The organism is Nocardia niwae NBRC 108934 = DSM 45340 (assembly GCF_001613465.1).
Classification (GTDB): Bacteria; Actinomycetota; Actinomycetes; order Mycobacteriales; family Mycobacteriaceae; genus Nocardia; species Nocardia niwae.
Window position 1 is genome coordinate 170,943 of sequence record NZ_BDCK01000024.1, and the last position, 18,203, is coordinate 189,145.

An 18,203-nucleotide genomic window follows, 5' to 3' on the forward strand; every position below is an offset into this window, starting at 1 on the left:
CGCCCGACGCGGACTCACTCGGGGGTGAGCGTCTGCGTCGGAGAGTGCAGTTGCTCCAGCGACTTGCCCTTGCCGAGATACATGTGCACGCCGCACGGCAGGCACGGATCGAAACTGCGCACGGTGCGCATGACGTCGATGCCCTTGAAGTGCTCGCGGTCGTTCTCCTCGAAGATCGGCTGGCCCTGCACCGCGTCCTCGTAGGGCCCGGGCGTGCCGTAGCTGTCGCGTGGGCTGGCGTTCCACGGGGTCGGCGGATACGGGTGGTAGTTGGCGATCTTGCCGTCCCGGATCACCATGTGATGCGACAGCACGCCGCGCACCGCCTCGGTGAAGCCACAGCCGATGCCCTCCTCGGGGACCTCGAACTTCTCCCAGGTCTTGGTGTGGCCGGCCCGGATCTCCGCCATCGCCTTCTCCGCGAAATGCAGCGCGCAGGCCGCCGCGTACGCCTGGAAGTAGGTGCGCGCGCGGTTGCGCTCGAGCGTGTTGCTGCCGTGCACCGGGATCTTCCATTCCAGCGTGACGGGGCCCTTCAGCGCGGTCTTGGGCAGGTTGATCTGCACGCTGTTCCCGGTCGCCTTCACGTAACCGATGTCGATCAGGTTGGCCAGCGCCGTCGCCCACAGTCGGGCCAGCGGGCCACCGCCGGTGTCCAGGGAGAGGTGGTCGGTGCCGTCGAACCAGCGCGGCGACATGACCCAGCTGTACTTCTCGTCCAGGTCGCGTTTCTGCGGCCGGGGGTTGGTGTGCTGGTTCCAGGGATGGCGCCGGTCCACCGGGTTGCCCAGCGGATCGGTCTTCACGAACATCTCCTGATCGGTCCAGTCCTCGTAGTACGAACTGCCCAGCAGGATCCGCAGGCCCAGGTTGATGTCTACCAGGGAAGTGGTCAACAGTTTGCCGTCGACGACGACGCCGGGGGTGACGAACATCTTGCGCCCCCAGTCCGCCATGTCCTTGTACTCGAAGTTGCAGACCTCCGGGTCTTGGAACGAGCCCCAGCAACCGAGCAGCGTGCGCCGCAGACCGACCTTCTCGTATCCCGGCAGCGCCTCGTAGAAGAAGTCGAACAGATCGTCGTGCATCGGCACGACCTTCTTCATGAACTCCACATAGCGCATCAGCCGGGACATGTAGTCGGTCATCAACTGGATCGTCGCGACCGTGCCCGGTCCACCGGGATACAGCGTGGACGGGTGGACGTGCCTGCCTTCCATCAGGCAGAACATCTCCCGCGTGATCCGGCTGACCTGCAGCGCCTCCCGGTAGAAGTCACCGGTGAACGGGTTGAGCGCCCGCATGATGTCGGCGATCGTGCGATACCCGTGGTCGCCCGCGTGCGGCGCCTCGGTGTTCTCCGCCCTGGCCAGCACGCCGGGGTTGGTCTCGGACACCATCTTCTCGCAGTAGTCCACGCCGACCAGGTTCTCCTGGAAGATGTTGTGGTCGAACATGTACTCGGCGGCCTCGCCCAGGTTGACGACCCACTCGCCGAGGTGCGGCGGCCGCACGCCGTAGGCCATGTTCTGGCAGTAGCACGAACAGGTGGCGTGGTTGTCGCCGCAGATGCCGCAGATGCGGCTGGTGATGAAGTGCGCGTCGCGCGGGTCCTTGCCCTTCATGAAGATCGAGTAGCCGCGGAAGATGGACGAGGTGCTGTGGCACTCGACCACTTCGCGATTCTCGAAGTCGATCTTGGTGTAGATGCCGAGGCTGCCGACGATGCGAGTGATCGGGTCCCACGCCATCTCGACGAGTCGATCCGGCTCGATCGTTTTGTGCGACGGCTCCGGGATGATCTGTGTCATCAGAGATCCTCCTACCAGGTGCGGGTCGCGCCGGTCTCCAGCTTCCGGCCCCGGTGCCGCCAATGCGGCTCCTTGTCGACCGTGCGTCCGGTGATATGCCGGAGGCTGCGGATCACCGATCCGTAGAGCCCCGATGCGGTGGACGAGAATTTGCCGCCGGGCGGTTCGTCCATGAACGGCATGAACTTGTCCGGGAACCCCGGCATGGTGCAGCCGATGCAGATGCCGCCGACGTTCGGGCAGCCGCCCAAGCCGTTGATCCAGCCGCGCTTGGGGACGTTGCACTTGACCACCGGCCCCCAGCAGCCCAGCTTCACAATGCATTTCGGCGAGCCGTACTCGGTGGCGAACTCACCCTGCTCGTAGTAGCCCGCGCGGTCGCAGCCCTCGTGCACGGTCGCGCCGAACAGCCACTTTGGCCGCAGCGCGTCGTCCAGGGGGATCATCGGCGCCTGTCCGGTGGCCATATAGAGCAGATAGGTGAGCGTCTCGGACATGTTGTCCGGCTGGATCGGGCAGCCCGGTACGCAGACGATCGGAATGCCCGCTTTGCTCTTCCAGTCCCAGCCGAGATAGTCCGGCACGCCCATCGCACCGGTCGGGTTGCCCGCCATCGCGTGGATGCCACCGTAGGTCGCGCAGGTGCCCGCCGCCACGATGGCCGTGGCCTTCGGCGCGAGCCGGTCCAGCCATTCGCTGGTCGTCATGGGCTGGCCGGTGGCGGGATTGTTGCCGAACCCGCACCAGTAGCCCTCTTCCTTGAGTTGCTCGTTCGGGATCGAGCCCTCGACCACCAGAACGAACGGTTCGAGTTCCCCACGGTCGGCCTTGAAGAACCACTCCAGGAAATCGTCCGCACCGCCGTTGGGGCCGCACTCGAAGTCGATCAGCGGCCAATGCACGGCGATCTTGGGCAGACCGGGGAGCGCGCCGAGGGCGATCTCTTCGACGCTCGGCTGCGTGGCCGCCGTCAAGGCGACCGAATCACCGTCACAACTGAGTCCCGCGTTGATCCAGAGAACGTGGATCAGCGTCTCTTCGGCTCGTACTGCTTCCTGAGTGGGCATTCTCGCCACCTTCCGCAGCGGACCACCGGGGGCCGAATCTCACCTTTCTCGAAGAAGGGGTCACCCGTAGATGTGATCCTGATCACTTCACTTTAAGCGTGCCCGGCGGCTTCCTCAAGCGCCGCCGGATCGGCCGCGCCACGCCGCGCGACCAGCCAGTCGTACCAGGTAGACAGGCCTTTACCGCTGCTCACCGACAGCGGGAGGACCTCGACGCCGGGGTGTATCGAATGGATGTACTCCCGGCATCGGTCCAGGTCGAAATCGACATAGGGCAGCAGGTCGGTCTTGTTCACCAGCACCAATCCCGCCGCCTGGAACATGTGCGGATATTTCAGCGGCTTGTCGGTCCCCTCGGTCACCGAGATGACCACCACCTTCTCCCGCTCCCCCAGGTCGAACAGCGCCGGGCAGACCAGGTTGCCGACGTTCTCCACGAACAGCAGCGTGCCCGGTGCGGGGTCGAGCGCCTCCAGCGCGCGATACATCATCTCGGCGTCCAGGTGACATCCCGCGCCGGTATTGACCTGCACGACGCGGCACCCCGTGGCCTTGATCCGTTCGGCGTCGAGCAGCGTGGCCTGATCGCCCTCGATCACCGCGATCGGGGACTGGCCGGACTCGCGGATGGTGCGCTCCAGCAGCGTGGTCTTGCCCGCGCCCGGCGAGCTGGTCATGTTGAGCGCGACGATGCCGCGCTCGGCCAGCCAGGCTCGGTTGCGCTGCGCCAGTTCGTCGTTCTTGGCCAGCACCTTCAGTTCCAGGGTGACCGTCTCAGTCGCGGGCAGGTGGACGTGATCGGCATCCGGGCCGTGTGCATGCTCGTGCGGGTGGTGGTGGTCACGTGCGTGCTGATGGTCCGCCGCGTGGGCGTGTTCGTGCCCTTCGGCGTGCTGGCGGTCGTGCGGGACACGAATCAGCGCGGCGGCGTCGTCGCCGCACCCGCAGGTTGCGCACATGCCTCACTCACCTCCATGGATCGGATACGCAGCTCGCGCCCGGAACGGATCTCGACATCGGCGCTGCCGCAGGGACACAGCAGGATCGGGTCGCGCAGGCGGAATTCGGCGCCGCAGGTCCGGCAGGCCGCGACTCCGGGCATCTCCACCACAACAAGGTCGGCGCCCTCGGCGACGGTCGCCTCGGCCGCCACCTCGAAACAGAACCGCATGGCCTCCGGCACGACGGCGCACAGCGCGCCGACTTCGACGGTGACGGAGTGGACCCGTCGGCCCGCCGCGTGCTCACAGACGGCGTCGATGACGCTGCGCGTGATGGCCATCTCGTGCATCCCGACCTCGATTCCTCGAGTGGACAACCTTGAGGCTACTCCTGGGCAAACCGGCTGAGGGGCAGATTCCGGATGCTCGGCGCGCTTCTGCGGGGCAAGGGGATATCAGCGACGCCGCGGCCGGGATCTCCCTCCGGACCCCTGCCGCCCGGCGGCAAACACCTCGTGCTTACCCGCCCACCGATGCATCACACCCGCGTCGCCGACGCGGACGAGCGGAAGTTCAGTCGTGGTCGACCGCGGCCCGGACAGCGCCGCTGTTCGCATCAATCGTGACGTCGTGCTCCACGCCCGCGGGCGTGACGATCTCCACTTCCCAGACCGCGACGCCGCGGTCGGCGTCGAGTTCGGTGGACCGGACCCGCCCGCCCGGGACGGCTGCGAGCGCCTTGTCGATGGCCTGCTGCCTGCTGACGCCGGTGTCGGCCACCAGCGACCAGTCCGCCAGGGACGAGCGGAAGGCGACGGTGTGGCCGTCCGGACCGCCGGTGGCGACCGCGGCGAGGACGGCGCTCAGGCCGACGACGGCAGCCGCGACGGCCGTGCCGACGATGAGCCAGCGGAGACCGGCGTAGGCACGGCGGAATACGGTTGTCATGCGAAACCTCCTGCGGGGGTGCTGATCTGGAATGCGTTCACCTTGTCGCACGGAGCTGAAGGCCCGCTGAAGCGACCTGAAGACGGTTTCAGGGTCGGTCTGCCACTCTTGGTGGATGCGTCTGCTGATCGTCGAGGATGAGAAACGTTTGGCTCTCACACTGGCAAAAGGCTTGTCGGCCGAGGGCTTTGCCGTGGATGTGGTGCACGACGGCGCCGAGGGCCTGCATCTGGCGACCACCACCGACTACGACCTGATCATCCTCGACATCATGCTGCCCGGCATGAACGGCTACCGGGTCTGCGCCGCGCTGCGCGCCGGAGGTCACGAGACGCCGGTGCTCATGCTGACGGCGAAAGACGGTGAGTACGACGAGGCCGAGGGTCTGGACACCGGCGCGGACGACTACCTCAGCAAGCCGTTCTCCTACCTGGTGCTGCTGGCCCGCATTCGTGCTCTCCTGCGCCGCCGGACCCGCGGCGGCGCGCGGGTGCTGCGCGTCGGCGACCTCGTGGTCGACCCGGGCACTCGGACCTGCCGCCGAGGCACGGAGGAGGTGACGCTGACCGCCAAGGAGTTCGCCGTGCTCGAGCATCTGGCCGTGCGGGCCGGGCAGGTGGTGTCGAAGGCCGACATCCTGCATCACGTCTGGGACTTCGCCTACGACGGCGATCCGAACATCGTCGAGGTCTACATCAGCACGTTGCGCCGCAAGATAGACGCGCCGTTCGGGCGCCGATCGATCACCACCGTGCGCGGCGCGGGCTACCGGCTGGCAGCCGACCGTGCCTGAGCGCAGCGGCAGGGCCTGGTGGCGTTCGGTCCGCACGCGCACCACGGTGGCGGCGACGGCCGTGGTCGCGGTGGCGCTCACGGCGGCGGGCCTGACGGTGCTGACGGTGCTGCGGCACAACTTGGTCCACAGCGCGGAATTGCAGGCGGAGACCACCGCGCACGACGTGGCGAGCCAGCTCGAGGCGGGCGCGGATCTCTCCCGCCTGAGGCTGCCCGACGCCGAAAGCGAACCGGTGCAGATAGTTTCGCTCGACCGGCGGGTTCTCGCGGCCGACGACGACCTGGCGGGAAAGCCACCGATGGCCGACTTCGGGCCGTACTCGAAGGGCGTCGAGGACGAGGACGACAACGAAGACGAGGACGGAGACGAAGGCGAGGATGTCGACGAAGACGAAAGCGGCTCCTCGTCCACGGATCCCGCGTCGGCCGAAGCCGAATTCGCCGACGTATGGCTGACGGTCGACGCCGAGGACGGCCCCCACCCGTTTCGTGTCGCCGCCCTCGCGGCTCGAACCCCCGGCGGGCAGCCTGCCACCATCTACGCGGGCTCCTCGCTGGAGACCGCCCACAGCGCGGTGGCGGACGCGCGGCAGGCGATGCTGATCGGCCTGCCGCCGCTGCTCGCCGTGGTGGCCGTGGTGACCTGGCTGGTCACCCGGCGCGCCCTGCGCCCGGTGGAGGCGATCCGCAGGCAGCTCGCGGAGATCATGGACGGCGACCTCTCCCGGCGCGTGCCGGATCCGGGCTCCCGTGACGAGATCGGCAGGCTGGCCGGCACCACCAACGCGACGCTCGCCGCGCTGGAGGAATCCGCCGAACGCCAGCGCCGGTTCATCGCCGATGCCGCCCACGAATTGCGCAGCCCCATCGCGAGTCTGCGCACCCAGCTCGAGGTGGCACAGGCGCACCCCGAACTTCTGGAACTGGACGGGCTGATCGGCGACACCATCCGGCTGGAACATCTCGCGGCCGACCTGTTGCTACTGGCCCGGCTCGACGCGGGCGAACAGCCGCGCGCCGATCGGGTGGACTTGACCGCCCTGGTCCGCGAGGAGCTGGAGCACCGCGTCCGCGACCGGGTCGCCGTGCAGATCGCGACACCACAGGAGGCCGTTGCGGTCACCGGCAGCCGCACCCAGCTCGCCCGCGTCCTGGGCAACCTCGTCGACAACGCCCAGCGGCATGCCGCGAGCACCGTCCGCGTCACCGTGGATCGCGACGCCGACGGGCGTGCGGTGCTCTCGGTCACCGATGACGGCCCGGGTGTGCCGCCCGCCGAGCGCGACCGCATCTTCCAGCGATTCGTCCGCTTGGACGACGCGCGCAGCCGCGACGAAGGCGGCGCCGGTCTCGGCTTGGCCATCGTCCGCGATGTCGTCGAACACCACGGGGGCGCCATCCGCGTCACCGACGGCGCACCCGGCGCCTGCTTCGTGGTGACGTTGCCCGGGTCGGGTCCCTGAACTCGGGTCGGCACGCCGGTAGTCGACCGTGACGACACTTGCGCACCGTGAAGTTATAGCTGCTGCGCCGGTTCGAAGCTTCGATGTGCGACGCGCGAGAACTCCGGCGCGGCTCCCCACCCCCGTGAAGCCGCGCGGAGAACAGACGGGCGCGTTGCCGACCCCAGCGGATTGGGGACACGCACGACGTCGAACCGGCGACCGTGTCCGGCGCGAGCGCACTCGTTCAGCCTGCGAGCGCGCTGCGCAATCGCTCGATGACGATCCTCCGGGCGGCACGTCCCTCCGGAGTAGGGGTCAGCGGGTAGACATGCGGGAGCCCGGGTCCTTCGTGAAAGTCCACCGTGACCCCCGCGCCGCGCGCCGCCTCCACCAGCAGGCGGGTGTCCGGGTGCAGGATGTCGTCGGTGCCGCAGAAGACCGTCAGCGGACCCAGCCCGCGCGGGTCGGCGGCGAGCGGGCTGACTCGCGGGTCGGCGAGGCCGAGATCGCCCCGCCAGTGCTCGATGAACACCCGGGATCCCGCGACACCCAGCCACGGGTCGCGGGGCTGCACGACGGGGATCTCAGGGTTGGTCAGGGAGAGGTCGAGCGCGGGCGCGATCAGCACGGTGCCAGGCAGTCGCACCGACGAGTCGTCGCGCAGCACCACCGCGGTCGACAGAGCGATCTGCCCGCCGGCGGAATCTCCTGCCAGGCAGACGTTTCCGTAGGTCTCACGGTTGGCGAGCACCAGCTCCGCGAAGCCCTGCACGACCGGCCCGGCCGTCCCGAACGGAATCAGCGGGTAGATCGGGACCGTCACGGCCGCGCCGGCATCGGCGGCGACGGCCGCGCAGAGCGCCCAGTGCTGTGGGGCGATCTCGTGCACCCAGCCGCCGCCGTGCGCGTACACGACATTGCCCCGAGGCGACCGTCCGCGCGGAGTGAGCGTGTAGACCGGCCAGCCGCCGCGCCGGTCCACCGCGATCGCCACATCGGCGCGCAGGCGGCGCGGCGGACCGTAGCGCCGGGGCCGCACGCTCAGGTCGCGAACCCGCTCACGCGCCGCGCCGGCGTCGATGAACACACGATTGGCGCGCGTCGCCGTCAAGTATCCGCGCACGATCTGGTTGGCCAGACTCGCCATCACATCTCCTCCGCTTCGGGCGACGAATGGACGTCGAGTCCTCCAGCGCCTCGGGAGGCGATTGTGCCGCAGACGAGGCCCGGGCAGGCGGCAGACGTCGGCGCGAGCCGGGAAAGGCGTGCGATCAGGAGAGTTTCAGGCTGCGCCCGATGATCTCCTTCATGATCTCGGTGGTGCCGCCGTAGATGGTCTGGATGCGGGCGTCCATGTAGGCCTTGGCGATCGGGTATTCCTTCATGTAGCCGTATCCGCCGTGCAGCTGCAGGCAGCGGTTGATCAGGTCGAGCTGCTCCTCGGTGCTCCACCACTTGGCCATCGCCGCGTCCTCCGCGGTCAGCTTGCCCTCGTTGAGCAGTTCGATGAACTTGTCCACCATCAGGCGCACCGCGGTGGTCTTGGTGGCCAATTCGGCGAGCACGAAGCGGGTGTTCTGCAGCGCGCCGATCGGCTTACCGAACGCCTTGCGGTCGCGCACGTACTGGATGGTCATCTCCAGGCAGGACTCCATGGCCGCCGCCGCCATGACGGCGATGGACAGCCGCTCCTGCGGCAGGTTGTGCATCAGGTGGAGGAAGCCCATGCCCTCGGTGCCGAGCAGGTTCTTGCCGGGCACGCGGACGTCGGTGAAGCTCAGCTCGGCGGTGTCCTGGGCCTTGAGGCCGAGCTTGTCCAGGTTGCGGCCGCGCTCGAAACCGGGCATGCCGCGCTCCACCACGAACAGGCTGAAGCCCATCGCCCCCTTCTCCGGGTCGGTCTGCGCCACCACGATCACGATGTCGGAGTTGATGCCGTTGGTGATGAACGTCTTGGCGCCGTTGAGGATCCAGTCGTCTCCGTCGCGCACCGCGCGGGTCTTGATGCCCTGCAGGTCCGAACCGGTGCCCGGCTCGGTCATCGCGATCGCGGTGATGATCTCACCGGCGCAGAAGCCGGGCAACCAGCGCTGCTTCTGCTCGTCATTGGCCAACTCGAGCAGATAAGGCGCGATCACATCGTTGTGCAGCGAGAAGCCGAGACCGGAGTACTGACCGCGCACGCACTCCTCCGAGACGATGGCGTTGTAGCGGAAATCCTTCACCCCGCCGCCGCCGTACTGCTCCGGCATGGCCATGCCGAGGAAGCCCTGCTTGCCCGCCTCGAGCCACACCTCCCGGTCGACGATGCCCTGCTCCTCCCACTTCGCGTGATTCGGCGCGACATGCTGATCGAGAAACTTGCGGAACGACTCCCGGAACAGTTCGTGCTCGGGTTCGAACAGTGTGCGTTCCACGCCAACCTCCTAGTGACCACACCGGCCGGTCCACACCGACCAGTCGTTGCCCATACCGTACCCGGAAAGAGAATCGCTGTTCACTTCTGGGGCCGGAACCATGGTCTCACCAGGAGCGGCGAACTGGGTCGAGAACAGCGGACGAGATTCTCGGCAAACGGCCGCGAAAGCTTCCGGCGATCCGAAGGGACCACAGAGGCGTGCGATCCGCAGACCGCCGATTCGCGGGAGGACGATCTGTCGACCCACCGGCCGGGCGCTACCCGGCCTGCGCGCGCTCGCCGGTCGAGCGGACGAACTGGGACGACGACGGACAAACGATGAGGCCATCCGGGCTGAAGCACCACCAGGCCCGGCGATGCCGCTCGCACACACGACGGCCGGCCGGAACCCGTGCGATCTGCCACGCCGCGCGCGAGCAGTTGCCGTCACTCGACTACCCGACACCCCTGCTCGCCAGTGCTGATGCGATCACTCAGCCCTGCCGCTGGAGAAGTCGCCGTAGCGCCGACACGACAGCGAGGATGTCCGGCGGCTCCCTGCCGGACGGAGGGCGCTGATCGAGCGTGGAACCGATCGAGCCCGAACCCACCGCTGCCGGCGAATCGGGCGACGTGAACCGCTCCAGCCGTGCGCGGCACCGGCGCGAAGGATCGAAGCCGGAACCGTCAGCGGTTCAGCCAGCCCCGCAGACGCCCCACCAAGGTGCGGCCGCGGTCGCGAGCCCGTTCGGCGAAGAGGAAGTTCATCTCCTCCTCGAGCGCCTTGCGCACCACGTCGCGGAATTCCGTGGCGGCGGCGTGCATATCGCCGGCGTTGCGCCAGGGCGCCGGATCGATGGGCGCGCCCGCGGAGAAATAGAAGCGCTCCGGGCGCGGGATCACGGTGGGACCGACGCCGCGGATGAGCGGCGGCGTGAGATCGCGGCTGAGCCCGAGCGCTTCCACGGTCCAGCGCAGCGGCCGCAGCAGCGGGTGATCGCCGTCCACCACGATGTCGTACGCGTCGTCGACGCCGATCATCGCGACCGGGACGATGGGCGCACCCGCCTCGATGGCCATGCGCGCGAACCCGCTGCGCCCCTCCCACTTGAGCAGGTACTTCTCGTTCTTGCGGCGGACCGCCTCCCGCCCACCGCCGGGGAACACCATCACGGCCTCGCCGCGCCGCAGCAGCGCCAGGCAGTTGGCCCGGGTGCCGCGCACCGCGCCGTAGCGGTGCAGTAGGTGCCGCACACCGGGCACATTGATCAGCACGTTCTCGGCGAGCCCGCGGATCAGGCGGCCGCGGCGGCGCAGCACCTCGGGCAGCAGCATCGGCGCGTCGATGCCGCCCAGCAGGTTGTGGTTACCGACCAGCAGCACCGGGCCGTCGGCCGGGATGTTCTCCAAGCCGTAGAACCGCGGACTGGTCCACGCACGCAGCGGAGCCAGCAGGGTGTCGATCACCCGCAGATCGGTGTCGGTCAGCGAGACCGACAGCGGCGCTCCGTCGGTGAGCGGCCGGTCGGCGCTGTTCGCGGCGCCGGAGCGCCGGGTGCGGGAATCGGAGCGGGCGTCCGACATGAACCCTCCTGGTGTCGATTCGATGACGATAGCGCAACGAAATCGACTGCGTCGCACCGGATGTGCGCGTCACGTCGCGACACGCCTGGTTCGGCCGATCGACCAGCTCATTCGCCACCCCGGCAAGCACGTCGCGAACTCGCAGTCGAGGTGCCGTCCGAGGCGGTCGGCGCGTCGCTCCGACGCACCCCACATCCCACCGATGTTGTGGACGCGCGAGCGACCCGCCCGACGCCCGGTGGAAGTGCGCGCCAGTCTGCCATCGCAGCCTGTGCGGCGGTGAGCAGTCCGACGGTGGGCGAGTTCCGGGCGGCCGACTGCCGTGACGCCGGGGCAGATCCGGCTCGTGCGCACAACGCGATGCGCCGCGACGCGTCGGGCCGGCTCGGAACTCCGCGTTGTCGGCGGGTCGATGTCGATCCGCGCGAGGCGTTCCGCACCAGCAGGACGAGCCACGCGGCAAGGCCGGATCAACGCTCGGGAAGATACGCTCGCCCTACTCCTGCGTACCGGTCGTGCCCGCGTGCGCGTACTCCGACACAGCGGCGGCGAGCGCGTGCGGGACGCGCGCGCGAACGCGGGTCCCGCCCTCCTCGTGCTCCGAGCCCAGGATGCGGCCGTCGGCGTGGATCCGGGCGAGCAGATCGCCGCGCGTGTACGGCAGCAGCACGCTGATCTCCACGTCCAAGCCGCCGAGCATTTCGGCGAGCCGCTCGCGTAGCGCGTCGATGCCATGGCCGTTGTGCGCGGAGACGAACGACGCGTCCGGCAGTAGCGCACGCAGGTTCGTGAGCTCGGTCGGGCCCATCGCGTCGGTCTTGTTCACCACCAGCAGTTCCGGTGGGGCGGGCGTGCCGGATTCCTTGATCACGTCGGTGATGACCTCGCGGACCGCCTTGATCTGCTCGGCGGGCAGGGCGTCGGAGCCGTCCACCACGTGCAGCAGCAGGTCGGCCCCGGTCACCTCCTCCAAGGTGGAGCGGAACGCCTCGACCAGCTGGGTCGGCAGATGCCGCACGAAGCCGACAGTGTCGGTGAAGACGACCTCGCGCCCGTCGTCCAGCTCGGCCCGGCGGGTGGTCGGATCGAGGGTGGCGAACAGGGCGTCCTGAACCAGCACGCCGGATCCGGTCAGCTTGTTCATCAGGCTCGACTTGCCCGCATTGGTGTAGCCGACGATGGCGACGGACGGGATGCCGCTGGAGGTGCGGCGCGCCCGCATGGTGTCGCGCGCGGTCTTCATCTCCCGGATCTCCCGGCGCAGCTTGGCCATGCGCTCGCGGATGCGGCGACGATCGGTTTCGATCTTGGTCTCACCGGGCCCGCGCAGACCCACGCCGCCGTTGCTGCCCGCGCGACCACCGGCCTGCCGGGACATCGACTCACCCCAGCCGCGCAGCCGGGGCAGCATGTACTCCATCTGGGCCAGCGAAACCTGCGCCTTGCCCTCCCTGGAGGTGGCGTGCTGGGCGAAGATATCCAGGATCAGCGCGGTCCGGTCGACCACCTTGACCTTGACCACCTTCTCCAGCGCGGTCAGCTGCGCGGGGGTCAGTTCGCCGTCGCAGATGACGGTGTCGGCACCGGTCTCCAGCACCACGGAGCGCAGCTCGTCGGCCTTGCCGGAGCCGATGTAGGTGGCCGGATCCGGCCGGTCGCGGCGCTGGATCAGCGCTTGGAGCACCTCGGAGCCCGCGGTTTCGGCGAGCGCCGCCAGTTCGGCCATGCTCGCCTCGGCCTGCGCGGCGGTTCCGGCGGTCCAGACCCCCACCAGCACGACGCGCTCCAGGCGCAGCTGCCGGTACTCGACCTCGGTGATGTCGGCGAGTTCGGTGGACAGGCCCGCCACCCGCCGCAGCGAGCTGCGGTCCTCCAACTGGAGTTCGCCCACCGTCGGATCGGCTGACCAGCCCGAGCGGTCCATCCTGGCTCGGTGCTCGGCGACTACGTCGCCGGTCGCGGTATCGTCGCCGGTCACGGCGTCGTCCGCCGCGGCGGTGTCGTCGTCGCTCGCGTCCGCCGGAGTGAATTCATACGTCTCTGATTTCCTCATACACCATCCATGCTGCCACGACATCACCGCAGCACGCACCCGGTTATCTGGAGGCGGCGCCGCTCACAGATCGTTCCACCACGATCCGGCGAGGCGGCCCGTGGCGACCAGCGCCGACGGCCCGCGCAGCCACGCCCTGCCGCGCTCGAGCCCGACGGTGAGCTCACCCCCCGGCACCCGCACCGCCACCCGGCCGGTGTCCTCGGCGATCCGGAAGCCGTCGGCGGCCAGCGCCGCGGCGGCCGCGGCGACGGTTCCCGTTCCACAGGAACGGGTTTCGCCCACACCGCGCTCGTAGACCCGCATGTCGACCGATCGCTCGGCGTCCAGCGCGGTGACGATCTCGACGTTCACGCCGTGCGGGAACAGGTCCGGGTCGAAGCCGGGCGGCACGGTCAGATCGAGCTTGCCGAGCGCGTCCGCCGACATTCCCGGATCGACGCAGGCCAGATGGGGATTGCCCACATCGATGCCGATCCCGGGCAGCGCCCAGCCCGCGATCGTCGCGGTGGACGCGCCGAGTTCGCGCACCTGGCCCATGTCGACGGTGACATCCCCGGCGACCGAATCCCCGGCGTGCACCGTGACCGGACGCGCCCCGGCGCGGCTGCCGACGACGAAGCTGCCGCGGGTCTCCAGTCCCGATGCGGTCAGGTAATGGGCGAACACGCGCACACCGTTGCCGCACATCTCGGCGATCGAGCCGTCGGCGTTGCGGTAGTCCATGAACCAGTCCTCGGCGCCGACGCCTTCCGGGATATCCGCCAGCACACCGGCGGCCAGCAGTGCGCCGGCCCGCGCGACCCGCAGCACACCGTCCGCGCCGAGCCCGCGGCGGCGATCGCACAGCGCGCCGACCTGCTCGGCCGTCAGCGCCAGGTCGGCCTGCGGGTCCGGCAGCACCACGAAGTCGTTCTGGGTGCCGTGGCCCTTGGTGAACTCGATGTCCACGGGTGATGTCTCCCTATCTCGTCGTCATCTGGCAAACGTCCGGCGCTGCCGGGAAATTTCGTAGAGCGCCACCGCCGCGGCCGAGGGCGCCCCCAGCGAGCTGGCCGTACCGCCCATCGGGATGTGCACCATGTCGTCGCAGGCGGTCTGCCAGGCGGAGCTCATCCCGCTGGTCTCGTTGCCGACGACGAGAATGGTCGCTTCGGTGAAGTCGTAGTCGTAGGCGGCGTGCCTGCCGTGCTCGTCGGTTCCGACGATGCGGGTCGGGATGCCGCGGCGCACCTGCCGGTTGCGGAACTCCAGCACCTGCGCGGGCCCGGCGGCGCGGAACACCGGCACGGCGAACAGCGAACCGGTCGAGGCGCGCACCGCAAGCGGGTCGTACTGATCGGCGCCGTGCCCGGTGACGACGACCCCGCTGGCGCCGAACGCGTCCGCCGAGCGAATCAGGGTGCCCAGGTTGCCGGGCGAATTGGGCCGGTCGAACACCACGACCACCGGCGCGTCCTCCCCCGGCTCGCCCGGCTCGAACGTTTCCAGCTCGGGCTGCCGCGACTGGGCCACCGCCACCAATTCCGGGATACCGCCCGACTTTTCGCCGAGTTCGGCCATCAGCTCGGGCACCAAGCCCACCTGCGGCACGCCGCTGGTGTCCAGCACTTCGCGGGCCCAGCTCGACAGCTCCGGGCCGCCGAGCCGGTACAGCAGCGTCTCCAGCGGCCAGTCGTTGGCCATGGCCTGCGTGATCGGACGGACCCCTTGCACCAGGAAACGGCCGTCGCGATGACGCTTGGTGCGGTTGTTGAGGTAGGCCTGCCACACCTGGACGGAGGCGTTGCGCGTGCTCACACGTCGGGTCACTGCGGGGTCCGTTCTTTCTCGTCGAGCAGGGCCAGCGCCATTGCGGCCGGATTCGCGGCCGCGCCGTCCACCCACCGCACCCGAGGATCGCGCCGGAACCAGGAGCGTTGCCTGCGCACATAGCGCCGGGTGCCGATCAGGGTGCGTTCCTGAGCGTGGTTCAGGTCGTATTCGTTGTCCAGATAGGCCAGGACTTGTGCGTAGCCGATGGCGCGGCGGGCCGTCACGCCCTCGCGCAGGCCCCGCTCGATGAGGTCGCGCACCTCCTCCACCAGTCCGCCCTCGAACATCGCGGTGGTGCGCTGCTCGATGCGCGCGTCCAGGGCCGCGGTCTCCCGGTCGACGCCGATGACGACGGTGCCCCAGCGCGGCTGTCCGATGGTCGGCGCGGAGGCGGCGAACGGCCGTCCGGTGAGCTCCACGACCTCGAGGGCGCGCACCATGCGGCGGCCGTCGGTGGGCAGGATGGTGGACGCGGCCACCGGATCGGCCGCGCGCAGCGCCGCGTGCACGGCGGCGACGCCGCCCTCGGCCAGCACCGCCTCCCAGCGCGCCCGGACCGCCGGATCGGTGGCCGGGAACTCCCACTGGTCCAGCAGCGCCTGGACGTACATCATCGAGCCGCCCACGATGACGGGCACCCGGCCGCGCCGCATGATCGCGACGACGTCCGCGCTCGCCGCCGCCTGATAGGCGGCCACGGACGCGGTGTCGGTCACGTCGAGCACGTCGAGCTGATGGTGCGGAATGCCCCGGCGCTGCGCGACGGGCAGTTTCGCGGTGCCGATGTCCATGCCCCGATACAGCTGCATGGCATCGATGTTCACGATCTCGCCGCCGAGCCGTTCGGCCAGGTCGAGGGCGAGATCGGATTTGCCGGTGGCGGTGGGGCCGACCACGGCGATCGGGGTGATGCCGGAGTCCGTCACGGCGCATCGTCTCCCGCGGGACGCCAGAGGCTCACGTGGTAGCCGACCCCGAACGGGGCGTCGCAGTATCGCGTCTCGACCAGCGGGTCGGCGCGGAACAGTCCCGCCAGCACCTGGTAGGCGGCCCGTCCAGCGATGCCCAGCTCGCCGCACAGCCCGGGATCGAGCGCCCACAGCGCGGCGCGATCGCCCGCGGTGAGGGCCTGGTCCAGGCGGTCCTGCACCGGACGGGCCCGTTCGTCGAGGTAGCCGGGCGCTTTGGTGGACAGCGTCGCCGCGCCGTCGGCAACGACGAGCACACCGCGTGGCGCGATGTCGCCGTCCAGAACGGCCCGCGTCTTCGCACCGGTCTCGCGGCAGTGCCCCGGCGTCGCGTCCGCGGGCACCACACGCGCCTCGGCGACCGCGCCCGGCGCGACCTGTCCCCGCAGCCACCCGCCGATCAGCACGGCCAACGGCAGGTCGGCGTCGACCCGCCCGGCTCCGGTGACCGCCGCGCCGGAAAGGCCGACCCGCACGTCGGCGCCGAATCCGCGGAACGTGCCGACGGTCTCCGGGCCGAATGTGCTCTCGTTCGCGCCGACGCCGATCACCGTCCAGTGGTCTGCCGCGGCCGCGACGGCGCGCACAGCGTCGAGCACGGCGGATCGCAGCACCGCGCGCGGGTCCGGATCGCCTGTTCCCGGCTCGTCCGCCACGCCGCCGCACAGCTCGGGGACCAGCACGGGTGGCGACGGAACGAGGGCGGCGACGGAGAACACGACGTAACCGTAGTCGTTGCCGGGACCACCGGTACCGCCCGGCTTCGAGTGTCTCTCCCGGAAATACCACCGGGATTGATAGTGTTCGAGGAGCTACAACCCAGGTCATCAGGGGTTGGAAACCCCCGGGATTCCTCCTCGGGAAGGCATGGGTCGATGGTCACAAGGGCTCGGACCGGGTTGAATGGGATGAGCTAGGGCGTAACCAGGCAGCCGTGACGCGCGGCAGGGACGAGGAAAAATGACCGACAGCAACGGAACCGCGAAAGCCGGCCCCGGCAAGATGCCCCGTTCTTCCGGTGCCCCGAAACCGGGCCGCTCGATTCAACCGCCCAAGCCGCACGCGGTCAAACCCGCCCCTGGCCCGGCCCAGCAGCATCCGCATCCCGTCGTCGTACCCACCGTCTCCGATCCGAGCCTGTGGGGCCGGGTCGACGAGGACGGCACCGCCTGGGTGAAAACCGCCGAGGGCGAACGCCAGGTCGGCTCGTGGCAGGCGGGTGACGCCGCGGAAGGGCTGGCGCACTTCGGCCGCCGATTCGACGATCTGGCCACCGAGGTCGCACTGCTGGAAGCCCGGTTGGCCGCGGGGGCCGACGCGCGCAAGACCAAGACCGCCGCCATAGCGCTGGCCGAGTCGCTGCCCACCGCTGCCGTCATCGGCGACGTCGAGGGCCTCGCCCGGCGCTTGCAGGCCATCGCCGAGCATTCCGAAGAGGCCGCCGCCCACGCGAAGGAAGAGAAGGAACGCGCCCGGCACGAGCACACCGAACGCAAGGAGGCGCTGGCCGCCGAGGCGGAGAAGATCGCCGCCGAATCCACCCAGTGGAAGGCCGCAGGGGATCGGTTGCGCGAGATTCTCGACGAATGGAAGTCCATCCGCGGCGTGGACCGCAAGGTCGACGACGCGCTGTGGAAGCGCTACTCGAAAGCGCGCGAGGCGTTCAACCGCCGCCGCGGCGCGCACTTCGCCGAGCTGGATCGCGAGCGGGCCGCTGCGAAAGCGCGCAAGGAAGAGTTGTGCGTGCAGGCCGAGGAGCTGTCGGGCTCCACCGAGTGGGTGGCCACCGCGAGCGTCTTCCGCGATCTGCTCGCCGAGTGGAAGGCCGCGGGACGCGCGCCGCGCGAGGCCGACGAGGCGCTGTGGCGGCGCTTCAAGAGCGCGCAGGACGTCTTCTTCGCTGCCCGCAACGCCGCCGTCTCCGAGCGCGACGCCGAGTTCGAACAGAACGCGGCCGCCAAGGAGGAACTGCTGAGCGCCTACGCCTTCATCGATCCGTCCGCCGATCTGGAAACGGCGCGCAGCGCGCTGCGCGAACTCCAGGAGAAGTGGGACGCCATCGGCAAGGTGCCGCGCGAGCGCATGCAGGAACTGGAAGGCAAGCTGCGCGCGATCGAGAAGCGCGTGCGCGAGGCCGTCGACGCGCAGTGGCGGCGCACCGACCCGGAGGCGATGGCGCGTGCCGCCCAATTCCGCGAGCGGGTGGCGCAGTTCGAGGAGCAGGCCGCGAAAGCACAGGCCGCGGGCAACGTCCGCGACGCCGAGAAGGCGCTGGAGCAGGCCAAGCAGTGGCGGGAGTGGGCCGAGGCCGCCGAAGGCGCCGTCAGCAACCGGTGACCGTCGAAGCCCCGCCTGGCCGGGCGGGGCTTCGATCATCC

The 18,203-nt window shown here is 69.6% G+C and carries 16 protein-coding genes; 3 read left to right on the forward strand and 13 right to left on the reverse strand.

Annotation, left to right across the window (positions count from 1 at the left end):
• Window positions 1-14 precede the first annotated feature (14 nt).
• From NNI01S_RS17135 to NNI01S_RS17155, 5 genes are all read right to left on the reverse strand, one after another.
• Window positions 15-1,811: a nickel-dependent hydrogenase large subunit gene (locus NNI01S_RS17135; protein WP_063021098.1), complete on the reverse strand. Its 1,797-nt coding sequence runs from the start codon at window positions 1,809-1,811 to the stop codon at window positions 15-17.
• An 11-nt stretch (window positions 1,812-1,822) separates the two neighbouring features.
• A complete protein-coding gene (locus NNI01S_RS17140) occupies window positions 1,823-2,878 on the reverse strand; it encodes an NADH-quinone oxidoreductase subunit B family protein (RefSeq protein WP_063021099.1) in 1,056 nt (351 codons plus the stop codon).
• Window positions 2,879-2,970: 92 nt separating this feature from the next.
• Entirely contained in the window at window positions 2,971-3,837 is an 867-nt protein-coding gene (gene hypB / locus NNI01S_RS17145; RefSeq protein WP_063021100.1) for a hydrogenase nickel incorporation protein HypB, read from the reverse strand.
• Window positions 3,795-4,169 (reverse strand): hydrogenase maturation nickel metallochaperone HypA, encoded by a 375-nt coding sequence (gene hypA, locus NNI01S_RS17150; RefSeq protein ID WP_063021101.1) that lies wholly within the window; start codon window positions 4,167-4,169, stop codon window positions 3,795-3,797. The genes hypB and hypA overlap by 43 nt, the downstream gene beginning before the upstream one ends.
• Before the next feature lie 223 nt (window positions 4,170-4,392).
• Window positions 4,393-4,767 carry a PepSY domain-containing protein gene (locus tag NNI01S_RS17155; RefSeq protein ID WP_063021102.1) on the reverse strand — a complete coding sequence of 125 codons (375 nt, stop codon included), beginning with the start codon at window positions 4,765-4,767 and terminating at the stop codon, window positions 4,393-4,395.
• 115 nt (window positions 4,768-4,882) lie between these two features.
• On the opposite strand from NNI01S_RS17155, the gene NNI01S_RS17160 reads away from it, so the two are divergent.
• Both NNI01S_RS17160 and NNI01S_RS17165 read left to right on the forward strand, forming a co-directional pair.
• On the forward strand, window positions 4,883-5,560 hold the full coding sequence (locus NNI01S_RS17160) for a response regulator (protein ID WP_063021103.1): 678 nt from the start codon (window positions 4,883-4,885) through the stop codon (window positions 5,558-5,560).
• Window positions 5,553-7,025 carry a sensor histidine kinase gene (locus tag NNI01S_RS17165; RefSeq protein WP_063021104.1) on the forward strand — a complete coding sequence of 491 codons (1,473 nt, stop codon included), beginning with the start codon at window positions 5,553-5,555 and terminating at the stop codon, window positions 7,023-7,025. The genes NNI01S_RS17160 and NNI01S_RS17165 overlap by 8 nt, the downstream gene beginning before the upstream one ends.
• Window positions 7,026-7,251: 226 nt before the next feature.
• On the opposite strand, the gene NNI01S_RS17170 is transcribed toward NNI01S_RS17165, so the two are convergent.
• From NNI01S_RS17170 to NNI01S_RS17205, 8 genes are all read right to left on the reverse strand, one after another.
• Window positions 7,252-8,154, reverse strand: a complete 903-nt coding sequence (locus NNI01S_RS17170; RefSeq protein WP_063021105.1) for an alpha/beta hydrolase fold domain-containing protein — start codon at window positions 8,152-8,154, stop codon at window positions 7,252-7,254.
• A 124-nt stretch (window positions 8,155-8,278) separates the two neighbouring features.
• Window positions 8,279-9,424, reverse strand: coding sequence for an acyl-CoA dehydrogenase family protein (locus NNI01S_RS17175; RefSeq protein WP_063021106.1), 1,146 nt, complete (start codon window positions 9,422-9,424; stop codon window positions 8,279-8,281).
• Between the two features lie 668 nt (window positions 9,425-10,092).
• Entirely contained in the window at window positions 10,093-10,989 is an 897-nt protein-coding gene (locus tag NNI01S_RS17180) for a lysophospholipid acyltransferase family protein (protein ID WP_084488895.1), read from the reverse strand.
• Window positions 10,990-11,485: 496 nt separating this feature from the next.
• A complete protein-coding gene (gene hflX, locus NNI01S_RS17185) occupies window positions 11,486-12,913 on the reverse strand; it encodes a GTPase HflX (RefSeq protein WP_063021218.1) in 1,428 nt (475 codons plus the stop codon).
• Between the two features lie 192 nt (window positions 12,914-13,105).
• Entirely contained in the window at window positions 13,106-13,987 is an 882-nt protein-coding gene (gene dapF, locus NNI01S_RS17190; RefSeq protein WP_063021219.1) for a diaminopimelate epimerase, read from the reverse strand.
• A 30-nt stretch (window positions 13,988-14,017) separates the two neighbouring features.
• On the reverse strand, window positions 14,018-14,854 hold the full coding sequence (locus NNI01S_RS17195; protein ID WP_063021107.1) for a TrmH family RNA methyltransferase: 837 nt from the start codon (window positions 14,852-14,854) through the stop codon (window positions 14,018-14,020).
• Window positions 14,851-15,783 (reverse strand): tRNA (adenosine(37)-N6)-dimethylallyltransferase MiaA, encoded by a 933-nt coding sequence (miaA, locus tag NNI01S_RS17200; RefSeq protein WP_063021108.1) that lies wholly within the window; start codon window positions 15,781-15,783, stop codon window positions 14,851-14,853. Before miaA ends, NNI01S_RS17195 begins: the two co-directional genes overlap by 4 nt.
• Window positions 15,780-16,544, reverse strand: coding sequence for a class III extradiol ring-cleavage dioxygenase family protein (locus NNI01S_RS17205; RefSeq protein WP_063021109.1), 765 nt, complete (start codon window positions 16,542-16,544; stop codon window positions 15,780-15,782). Before NNI01S_RS17205 ends, miaA begins: the two co-directional genes overlap by 4 nt.
• Before the next feature lie 241 nt (window positions 16,545-16,785).
• Between NNI01S_RS17205 and NNI01S_RS17210 the strand changes: the two genes are divergently transcribed.
• Entirely contained in the window at window positions 16,786-18,162 is a 1,377-nt protein-coding gene (locus NNI01S_RS17210) for a DUF349 domain-containing protein (RefSeq protein WP_063021110.1), read from the forward strand.
• Window positions 18,163-18,203: the final 41 nt, after the last annotated feature.